The following is a 9813-nucleotide window of genomic DNA, read 5'->3' as shown; positions in this document are numbered from 1 at the left end:
AAACCGGACAACCCACGGGCGGGCATCGGACTGGCAATCAAAAGACTTGCATAAAAAAGCAGTACAAACACACTCTTGAGTTCTCAAACCACCACACACGCACAACCAACCCGCAACCCCGAAGAGAAGCAGACCGCCATGCGGCAGCGAAAGAACAACCTACCCCAAACCCGCCCCACACGCAAACCGGGCACACGGACACCCCCCGAAAACCCCGCAACCAAGCCAAACCCACGGCGTGTCGCAACACGGGCAAAACACGACCCACACCACCACAATAACCCCAGAAAACCCGACACGCACCACCAAAAACCAATCCCCACCGGCGTGTCCCCAACAATTCATGCCGCATAAACTCTCGCTACGAGTGGCGCTATTGTGTCGGCACCATACGCAATGTATATACTGGGATATACGCATTAACGCATTATCCGCTTTAGGAGGTGACGAACATGACCACGCTGACACTCAGCAAGTGGGGCAACGCCCAGGCCGTGCGCCTGCCCAAGGATATGCGAGAACAGGTGGGCATGCCCGATGGCTCACGTATCGAGGCGACCGTCAAGGATGGAGCCATCGTGCTTCGCCCGATTCACACCAACGTAAGGGTCATCCGGGTTCCGCGCCTCGCCGACGTGTTCCGCAACCGTACCGAGGAATACAAGGCCACCGAGGAGCTCGCAGGACCGCCCGCAGGTGAGGAAGCCCTATGACCGCTTGGAAATACGGAGACGTTCTCCTGGCCGACCTTGACCCCTCAAAGGGCCATGAACAAAAGAAACGCCATCCCGTGGTAGTAGTGAGCAATGACGATTTCAACCGAAATTGCAGCCTCACCATTGTCATCGCGATTTCGCACGGCAGGGGCGACTTCGAACTGCATCTGCCCATCACCGCGGTCCGGCGTGATGACGGCAATGGCTGGATCGATGGCTACGCACAGGTTGAGCAGATTCGCGCCCTTGATCTCGACGCGCGCAATCCCGCCAAAATCGGTCGGCTCAAGGACGATGACATGGACCAGATCATCGGAACCCTCATCAGCTGCTATATTCAGCCCGGAATGATGGTCATCCCGGATTACGCATAGACGACTTCGCGGTCGTCGGCGTATACGACGTGCAGGATTCAATGAAACACGCAGCGGAGCAATGCAATCAGACGTATCCCCCAATTGCCACCCGCATTCCGGGCACGGATGTCGGCGTCATTAGCAACGACGGCGAACGCCTCCTCGACAATGCCCGGATAGAAGGCAATCTGGGAGAACAGCTCCGGGGCGCCGTCGCCTTTGCGCGCAGGAACATGAGGGCCAAAACCGTAATATCCCCACCACTGGTGAACGAAAGGACAAAACCGAATGCCCGATCGAGGCGGTTCGCGAACTGGTGCTCAATGCCCTCACCCACCGGGATTACAGCATTCACACGCGGGGAATGCCGATTCAGCTGCAAATGTTCGAAAACCGGCTGGCAATCACCAATCCCGGGGACTGTATGGGCGGTTGACGGTCAGCCAGCTCGGAAAAGTCCAACCGGATACGCGCAATCCGGTCATCGCCAACGCCATGGAGGTTCTGGGCCTGACCGAGAACCGGTACTCCGGCATACCGACGATGCGACGACTGATGGCCGAAGCAGGCCTGCCGGATCCCCTGTTCGAGAACGGTAGAGGCGAGTTCCGTACAACGTTGGAGGCCACCGACCGCACTCTTGCCTCCGACAAGTTCAAAAGCCCCCGGCAAACGTACCAGGCGTCGTGAACGACCAGTCAACCACACGGGGCGCCGCTCGAGCAGGAACGCTCCGCACAGGCGCCCCGGTTTTATTTGCCTAGTATTTGCTTCCACACGTCCTAAAGTCAGAAAAACGTTGAAATTCCGCCAAAAATTTATTTGCCTCGTATTTGCCTGAAGATCGTTGGTCTGTAGACTGGAACAAGCAATCAGCATGACGAAAGTGAGGCGAGACGATGCCCGAGGACTACGTAGCGCTTGTCAGGCATCTGGTAGAGAACGTCACGGAGACGCAAACCATAGAGTTCAAGGACTCCAATGCCCGCTTCGAAATGATCGGCCGCGACATAGCCGCACTGGCCAACGCCGCGGCTGTAGAGGGACAGGAATACAGCTATATGCTGTGGGGCGTAGAGGACGGTACGCACAGTATTGTCGGCACTTCCTTCAATCCGCTTACGGCCAAGCGAGGCAATCAGGAATTGGAGCTGTGGCTTCGGGTGAAACTGTCCGCCAATGCGGAATTTCATTTCATCACAACTCAGGTTGATGGCAAGACCGTTGTCATTCTGCGGATTTGGCCGGCCGTTGGCTATCCCGTTGCCTTCGATAACGTTGAGTACATCCGATCCGGTACTTCAACGCAGCCACTCAAGAGGAACTCCCAGCGAGAACAACGTCTCTGGGATCTGACACGCTCCGGTGCGTTTGAGGACCAAATTGCGCTGCGCTGGCTCAATCGCGATGAGGTGCTGTCCAAGCTCGACTGGGCGCGTTACTTTATGCAAACAGGCATTCCCATTCCGGAGAATGGGTCTGAGATACTCCATTACCTTGAGGTCGACGGCATCCTCAAAACACTGGACAGCGGGCAATACGCGATCACCAATCTGGGCGCACTCCTGTTCGCCGTGGATATGGATGACTTTGAAACCGTATCACGCAAAGCGATACGCGCCATACGATACGCAGGGAACGACAGATTGTCCGCCACAAGGTCCAAGACATTTCCCGGAGGATACGCCAATATCGATGCCATTATGGACTACCTGCAAGCATTACTGCCCGAGCGCGAGGAAATCGACAAAGGCCTTCGCGTAACCGTCAGCGGCTATCCAGAGCTAGCCATACGTGAATTACTAGGCAACATGCTCATTCATCAGGATCTCACCGTGAGAGGGAGCGGCCCTTTGCTGGAGATTTTTGATAATCGTGTGGAATTCACGAATCCTGGCGCATCACTCATCGAGGTGCCGCGTCTGGTCAATGACCCGCCTCAGGCCCGAAACCCCAAATTGGCAAAACTTGCCCGTCGCCTGCACATTTGCGAGGAAGCCGGGTCCGGTTGGGACAAAATCATCCGTTCCTGCGAAAACGCACAACTGCCAGCCCCGGAGATTCAGGAAACAAGGGGCGATGCACCCAGTATGCGCGTGAGACTGCTTCAGAGACGTCCATACAGGGATCTGACCGTTGAAGAACGCCTGCACGCATGCTACTGGCACGCATGTGTGCAGTACGCCAATGGGGACGCACTGACCAACGCGTCGCTGCGTGCCCGCTTCGGCCTGGCTGCAACTTCTAGTTCGCAGATTTCCAGACTCATCGCCGACAGCATCGTCAGAGGGGAAATTCGCCCGGTTGACGCTGAAGCGCCGAACAAGAAAAAGAGGTATGTTCCGGGCTGGGTGGCAGGTTCACGCAACTAAGCAGGGGGGCGAAGTAAACTTATAGCACCTTGCACCTGCACCCCGGTTTTATTTGCCTAGTATTTGCTTCCACACGCCCTAAAATCAGAAAAACGTTGAAATTCCGCCAAAAATTTATTTGCCTCGTATTTGCCTGACTCCGATAGACCAAGAAAATTGCCGCAGCTTGCGATTATGCCCAAGGGACCGCTGCCCTGTCGCCACGTTCAACGGCTGCCCTTCTCAGCCCCGACTTGTTGGCTAACATACAGCAGGAACGCACCATGGGCACTCGCGGAAAACGGTTTACCCTCCGAAATCTCCCGGAGCTTCCGGCCATACCATGAAACTCGGACTGATATCTGCCCTATACTTGTACGTATTGTGCTGCCTGTAGGCGGCACGCTCAGCAGAACCAACCCAAATGGGGGGAAGAACTATGAAGATTGCGGTTGCCGGTACCGGCTACGTGGGATTGTCCGTGGCGCTGTTGCTGTCGCAGCACAATGAAGTGCACGCGCTGGACGTCGTGCCGGAGAAGGTCGAGATGCTCAACGCCGGGAAGAGCCCGATCGTGGACTCGGAGATCACCCGGTTTCTGGACGGCAAGACGAACGGCACCATGCCGCTGAACTTCACCGCGTCCCTGGACCCGAAGAGCGCCTACAGTGGTGCTGATTTTGCGGTGGTGGCCACTCCGACGAACTATGATCCGAAGAAGAACTACTTCGATACTTCCAGCGTGGAGGCGGCCGTGGATGCCATCCGCGAGGTGAATCCGACCGCGTGGATCGTGATCAAGTCCACCATTCCCGTGGGGTACACCGACAGCCTGCGCGAGAAGACCGGCGACAGGCGCATCATCTTCTCCCCCGAGTTCCTGCGCGAGGGCCATGCTCTGTACGACAACCTGCATCCATCCCGCATTGTGGCCGGAGCTCCGGTGGATGACGAGGAAGCAACCGCGGCCGCTCATGAGTTCGCCCGTCTGCTGGCCCAGGGAGCGGATCCTGTGGAGCAGGACCGCGTGAATGCCGATGGCTCCCATGGCATTCCACAACTGGTGTGCGGTTGCACCGAGGCCGAGGCGATCAAGCTGTTCGCCAACACGTACCTCGCGCTGCGCGTGGCGTACTTCAACGAGCTGGACACCTATGCGGAGGCCCGCGGTCTGGATGCCGGGCAGATCATCAAGGGAGTGTGTCTGGACCCGCGCATCGAGGACAAGTACAACAATCCGAGCTTCGGCTACGGCGGCTACTGCCTGCCGAAGGATTCCAAGCAGCTGCTGGCGAACTACGCAAACGTGCCGCAGAACCTGATCGGCGCGATCGTGGAGGCGAACCGCACCCGCAAGGACTTCGTGGCCGAGGAGGTGCTCGAGCGCGTCAAGGACGTAAGTAATCCCGTGGTGGGCATTTACCGCCTGACGATGAAGAGTGGTTCCGACAATTTCCGACAGTCCTCCATTCAAGGTGTGATGAAGCGCATCAAGGCCAAGGGCGTGACGGTCCTGGTGTACGAACCCACGCTTAATGCTCCCGATTTCTTCGGCAGCGAGGTGACGCATGATCTTGAAGATTTCAAGAAGAGAGCGAACGTGATCGTGGCGAACCGTTGGAACGGCGAGCTTTCCAATGCTGAGAGCAAAGTTTATACACGCGATTTGTTTAAGCGTGATTAGCATTACCCATCCTGAATATTTTGTAACTTTCATTTGTAGGAATATCAGTTTTTGTGGAAGATTCTACCGCAGTTAATAACAGGATAAATTTAATGAGTGCTGAGAAGGATAATCCAGATATTTGTGTAGCAGTGGCAACGCATAAGCCTTACAATATGCCGAAGGACATGATGTATATGCCGCTTCATGTGGGTGCAGCATTACATCCAGATATCTGTACAGATATAGCAGGCGATAATACAGGAGATAATATTTCCGATCGTAATAATTATTATTCCGAACTAACCGGCTTATATTGGCTTTGGAAAAATAATCATGCAGCTTATAAAGGTTTGGTACATTACCGTCGACATTTGGCTACAGCGAATATCTGGAAGAGAATAACAGCGCGTGATCGCTTTGATCGTATAGTCAGTTACAAGGAAGTAGCTAGCTTACTGAAAGATCATGATATTATTGTTGCAAAGCGACGTAATTATTACATCGAAACCGTGTATTCGCATTATAGCCATACATTTCACGCCGTGCAATTTGACAAATGTCGTGAAGTCTTGAGTGATCTTGCTCCGGAATATATTTCTGCATGGGATGATCTGATGAAAGCACGCGGTGCTCATATTTTCAACATGTTCATTATGAGCTCCGAAAAGTTTAACGCGTATTGTGCTTGGATGTTTCCGATTTTATTTGAGTTGGAGCGGCGTCTTAATCCGTCTCAATATGATTCTTTTCATGCACGCTATCTAGGACGAGTAAGCGAGCGGCTTCTTGATCCTTGGTTACAAACAAATCATTACAGTTATACCGAACTACCGGTTGTAAGCCCAGAACCTGTGAATTGGTGGGAAAAGGGGAAAAGCTTTATTTTAGCTAAGTTTACTGGAAAAACGTATGAAAAAAGTTTTTAGCATAAGTTGAGATGATATAATGATGCCATTTAATTTCGTTTTTTTCCCTCTAACATATTTGTTATTCTTTTTCGGGTTCCATATTTGTTGTAAAGGTAAGCATAAAGAGAAAAAGAGAGGTTTCATATTCTTCCTTGTTTTCTTAACCATTGTAATGATAGTCTTGTCGATAACTATTCGACGAACTATCTACGATGATATAGAACGCATGACTCAAGAAATGATTGCATCAAACACTGAGGGGATTGCATATTTCTTTAAGTACCCAACATATCGTATTAGTCCGTTATCGGCAATTACTTTATATCTGATTGGACTAACACATCAGTACTATCTTGCGCAAGGATTTGCTGCTTTGTGCTTTTACTCGTCACTATGCTTTATTGCATGGACATTATATAAATATTCAAAATACACGATATTGCCGACTTATCTGGCATTAATGCTGGTTTTCTTTTATCCGCTTTATCCTAGCATTATTTTTGGGGTAAGAAGCTGGTCTGCAACTTCGATATGTATCGCCTTAATTATATATATGGAATATGCACATAAGAAAAAAATAACTTGTGCTGTATTGATTTTGGTTGCTTGCTTATTCCATATTCAAGCAGCATTTGTTTTATTTATATATTTAATATCAAAATTAAATGGGTATATATTATATTTGATTCAAATTATTTTGGTATTATATGGATGGGTTGCTGTTCCAATAAGTTCTATTGCATATAGCGTATTGCCTGATAATGTATTCATTCATGACATACATGATAAGATAAGCTACTATTTTATTGGCGGATCGAACTATACAGTCTATACTTCGGGAATGCAGATAGCCTTTAGTATAGCGATCCCCTTTACATTAGCTATTGCTTTTTTCTTCTATAAATTCATTCTCCAAAAAATAACGAATAGAATAACACAAGAAAAGTTGCTTCTTAGTAATAGTTATGAAAAGTTTTTAATAACTTTTTTTTGTTTTTATATTGGATCGTTAGCTAGTTTTACATCATTAAGCCGTTATGCAGCGATCATGTTTCTTTTGTGTTTCCCACTATTCGTCAATCTTATTAATGATATATTGCTCTTGTCGACTGTAAAACAATATAAAAACATTTGCAAAATATCGTTTGCTGTATTGGGAGCTGTCATACTCATATTTAATGCGATATTAGCATGGAAAATGCAATCAATGTTTTGGCCATCGTTTTAGTTGAAAGGAAAGGTCCGTGAACATGTGTTTGCTGACTGTAATTATCCCAGTCCATAAAGTGACGATAACTCAATTTATCCGGACGATAGATTCTATTATTTCGCAAGACATGTATGATAAATGTGAATCAATCGTTATACTTGATGGCGATTCACCTCAGGATCTCATCAACCTAATTGAACAATACGATTCATTGCGTGTCATTTCTCAGCAACATGCAGGTGTTGCCGCGGCTAGAAATAATGGCATTAAAAATGCTAATGGTAAGTGGGTTGTTTTTGTTGATGCCGATGATCAAATGGAACCCGACGCTATAAAGAATTTTATATCAACTGCTGAAACTATGGATGCTGATGTTGTCGTCAGCAATCATACCCGTATTTATAACAGAAAAAAGAATATAATATCTTTTTATAAATTGTCTAATCAGATAATAAGTAGAGACAACAGCATTTCAACAATCCTTGCTCCAAGCTCAGATCAAGGGGCGGTTTGGGCTAAATGTTTTAAAAAGGATTTTTTAATTTCAAACAATATTTTCTTTAATGAAGCGCTTATTAATGGAGAAGATCAGGACTTTTTGATTCAATGCGCTCTTAAGAATGCTCGATTTGTCACATTAAACTTCAACACATATTCATATATTTATAACAGTAGATCAGCCGTTCGTTCATTTAACAAGCAATATATAGATAATTGCATAAATACAATTATCTGCATAAAGGATCGTTTGGATAAATCTCAGTCATTTAAAGAGGATATTTTTCACGTTTACTGCCTTGATCGCCTACTTTTGATTTCTATTAATTATGTTTTTCACCCATTTTTAAATCTTTCTTATGATGAGCGAATTCAATTAATCAAATCTATTATTGCTTATCCTATCTTCAGGGATGCAATCAATACATCCTCTTTTCATAATTTTCCGATTATAAAAAGGTTGTTTTTATATTCGATAAGAAGACAATTATTTCATACTACGGCATTTATTGCTTACACGCGGCACTTACAATTGAACGTTACTGAATTTTGTGATAATCACTTAGGAAATAGAAGGGCATGAAAGCTATGAAAAAAATAATTGCCATGCTTAGACCAGGCCCAATTTATGTACTCTTAAAATTCTTACAGCAAATAGATAATTTTCGAGTAGCCAAGTTCGGTGGAATGCATTCTTCTTTTCTTAACCATTTTCGTTTTGTATTTTTTATGAAATGGCTTTTAAATCAATTCCATGATAAAATTGAATATTGGAATTGTCAGCCTGAACAAGCTATACCGTTTACTAACCCTAATAATGCTCCAATTTGGTTTTGCTGGCTCCAAGGTGAAGCGCAAATGCCTGAGTTGATCAGATCTTTATATTCTAATCTTTTAAAAAAGGCCAATGGTCATCCCGTGATTCTTGTTACCGAAGACAATATCAATCAGTTCGTGCATATTGATGAAGAAGTTCTCTTAATGCATAAAAATGGTTCTATTTCTGCGGCTTTCTTCACTGATGTGCTTAGATTCGCCTTGTTAAAAGAGCATGGTGGCATCTGGGTTGATGCGACAATACTAATTACTAATAAAGTAGATGACAGCATTTTCTCTTACCCATTTTGGAATGTTAAGGGCTTACATGAAGATTTCCCTTTTTCTTCAGCTATTGTTGATGCAAAAGAATGGCAAAGCTATATTCTTGCAACGCAACCGAATGCTTTATTCGCTAATATTATGTATGATCTTTTAGTTGAATACATTAAAAAGTATCAATCCGTCTGTGAATATTTTCTTGTCTTTTATTTTGCAAAGATTGTTCGAGATAAAATTGATATAATTCATCAGGAATATGTTAATATTCCCGACAATAATACAAGGTGTGAGTGTCTTCATTCTTTTTTAATCAAATGGGGTAATGCTAATATTTCTTGTATTAAACAGGATGACACTTGGGTATATAAACTGTCAAGGCATGATTGGGATAATAGTTTTCCCCCTACGATTAAATCTCTTTTTGATATAAAAGTATCTTGATATAATATATTTAATTGCGTTGATCATACACGTTCGTTTATATAGGGATAAGTAAAGAAGTGTCGGTCTTTTGCATTTGTGATGGGTGATGCGTTTTGCTTGTAGTGGTTCCGGTAGAATAAGTTGGGAGGGCATTAATACTCCTCTGTTCACTCTGGTTCGGTAGTTGTAAACGCCTTGGAAGGTCGGGCCCGTCGAGCTACACGACGCAGGAGATGACCGGGCGGGAGTTGCATATCGGGATCGGTTTCGAGGCGGGTTCATACTCCTGTTCGAGGCATGGGCGGCGGAGATGGCCCGCCACTTGCCGGCCGGCACGCTCTCCCAGCAGGTCGACGAGACTGACACTCGTCTGTGGCGCCTCATCACCTGCTTGGTGGACGAGGCCCGCAAGCTCGATGGCTGCACGGGCGTGGAGGCCATCGGCATCGACGAGACCAGCCGCAGGGGGGTGTTCCTATGTTTTTGTCAACCTTGTGAGGGGTTGATGTGGTCGTGTCCGGGTTGGTTGTGATGGGCGTGCTTCGCTTTGGCCTTGGCGAGGTGCGGCCGTGGCCGGCGCTGGTGGT

General features: G+C 47.2%; 9 protein-coding genes and 1 pseudogene. All 10 read left to right on the top strand.

The window, feature by feature from the left end; all coding sequences use genetic code 11:
• The first annotated feature begins 452 nt into the window (after positions 1 to 452).
• Positions 453 to 713, top strand: coding sequence for an AbrB/MazE/SpoVT family DNA-binding domain-containing protein (locus AC1AZA_RS11245; protein WP_476514742.1), 261 nt, complete (start codon positions 453 to 455; stop codon positions 711 to 713).
• Entirely contained in the window at positions 710 to 1090 is a 381-nt protein-coding gene (locus AC1AZA_RS11240) for a type II toxin-antitoxin system PemK/MazF family toxin (RefSeq protein WP_476514741.1), read from the top strand. Before AC1AZA_RS11245 ends, AC1AZA_RS11240 begins: the two co-directional genes overlap by 4 nt.
• Positions 1091 to 1504: 414 nt before the next feature.
• A complete protein-coding gene (locus AC1AZA_RS11235) occupies positions 1505 to 1762 on the top strand; it encodes an ATP-binding protein (protein WP_476514740.1) in 258 nt (85 codons plus the stop codon).
• A 209-nt stretch (positions 1763 to 1971) separates the two neighbouring features.
• Positions 1972 to 3444, top strand: coding sequence for an ATP-binding protein (locus AC1AZA_RS11230; RefSeq protein ID WP_476514739.1), 1473 nt, complete (start codon positions 1972 to 1974; stop codon positions 3442 to 3444).
• Positions 3445 to 3862: 418 nt separating this feature from the next.
• Positions 3863 to 5107: a nucleotide sugar dehydrogenase gene (locus AC1AZA_RS11225; RefSeq protein WP_476514738.1), complete on the top strand. Its 1245-nt coding sequence runs from the start codon at positions 3863 to 3865 to the stop codon at positions 5105 to 5107.
• 92 nt (positions 5108 to 5199) lie between these two features.
• Entirely contained in the window at positions 5200 to 6015 is an 816-nt protein-coding gene (locus AC1AZA_RS11220) for a DUF4422 domain-containing protein (RefSeq protein ID WP_476514737.1), read from the top strand.
• 208 nt (positions 6016 to 6223) lie between these two features.
• Positions 6224 to 7225, top strand: a complete 1002-nt coding sequence (locus AC1AZA_RS11215; protein ID WP_476514736.1) for a hypothetical protein — start codon at positions 6224 to 6226, stop codon at positions 7223 to 7225.
• 22 nt (positions 7226 to 7247) lie between these two features.
• Positions 7248 to 8288: a glycosyltransferase family 2 protein gene (locus tag AC1AZA_RS11210; protein WP_476514735.1), complete on the top strand. Its 1041-nt coding sequence runs from the start codon at positions 7248 to 7250 to the stop codon at positions 8286 to 8288.
• Positions 8285 to 9244, top strand: coding sequence for a capsular polysaccharide synthesis protein (locus AC1AZA_RS11205; RefSeq protein WP_476514734.1), 960 nt, complete (start codon positions 8285 to 8287; stop codon positions 9242 to 9244). The genes AC1AZA_RS11210 and AC1AZA_RS11205 overlap by 4 nt, the downstream gene beginning before the upstream one ends.
• A 256-nt stretch (positions 9245 to 9500) precedes the next feature.
• A pseudogene (locus AC1AZA_RS11200) lies at positions 9501 to 9695 on the top strand (ISL3-like element ISBlo6 family transposase); the annotation flags it as partial.
• Between the last annotated feature and the right edge of the window lie 118 nt (positions 9696 to 9813).

The sequence above is a fragment of the Bifidobacterium sp. LH_389 genome (assembly GCF_056357235.1).
The sequence above is the reverse complement of the archived record's forward strand: the minus strand, read 5'-3'. Positions and strand labels throughout refer to the sequence as shown.

Excerpts from the sequence above, each read along its gene's own strand:
- AC1AZA_RS11240 (WP_476514741.1), top strand. The coding sequence starts at position 710 with ATGACCGCTTGGAAATACGGAGACGTTCTCCTGGCCGACCTTGACCCC.
- AC1AZA_RS11230 (WP_476514739.1), top strand. The coding sequence starts at position 1,972 with ATGCCCGAGGACTACGTAGCGCTTGTCAGGCATCTGGTAGAGAACGTC.
- AC1AZA_RS11245 (WP_476514742.1), top strand. The coding sequence starts at position 453 with ATGACCACGCTGACACTCAGCAAGTGGGGCAACGCCCAGGCCGTGCGC.
- AC1AZA_RS11205 (WP_476514734.1), top strand. The coding sequence starts at position 8,285 with ATGAAAGCTATGAAAAAAATAATTGCCATGCTTAGACCAGGCCCAATT.
- AC1AZA_RS11210 (WP_476514735.1), top strand. The coding sequence starts at position 7,248 with ATGTGTTTGCTGACTGTAATTATCCCAGTCCATAAAGTGACGATAACT.
- AC1AZA_RS11215 (WP_476514736.1), top strand. The coding sequence starts at position 6,224 with ATGACTCAAGAAATGATTGCATCAAACACTGAGGGGATTGCATATTTC.
- AC1AZA_RS11225 (WP_476514738.1), top strand. The coding sequence starts at position 3,863 with ATGAAGATTGCGGTTGCCGGTACCGGCTACGTGGGATTGTCCGTGGCG.
- AC1AZA_RS11220 (WP_476514737.1), top strand. The coding sequence starts at position 5,200 with ATGAGTGCTGAGAAGGATAATCCAGATATTTGTGTAGCAGTGGCAACG.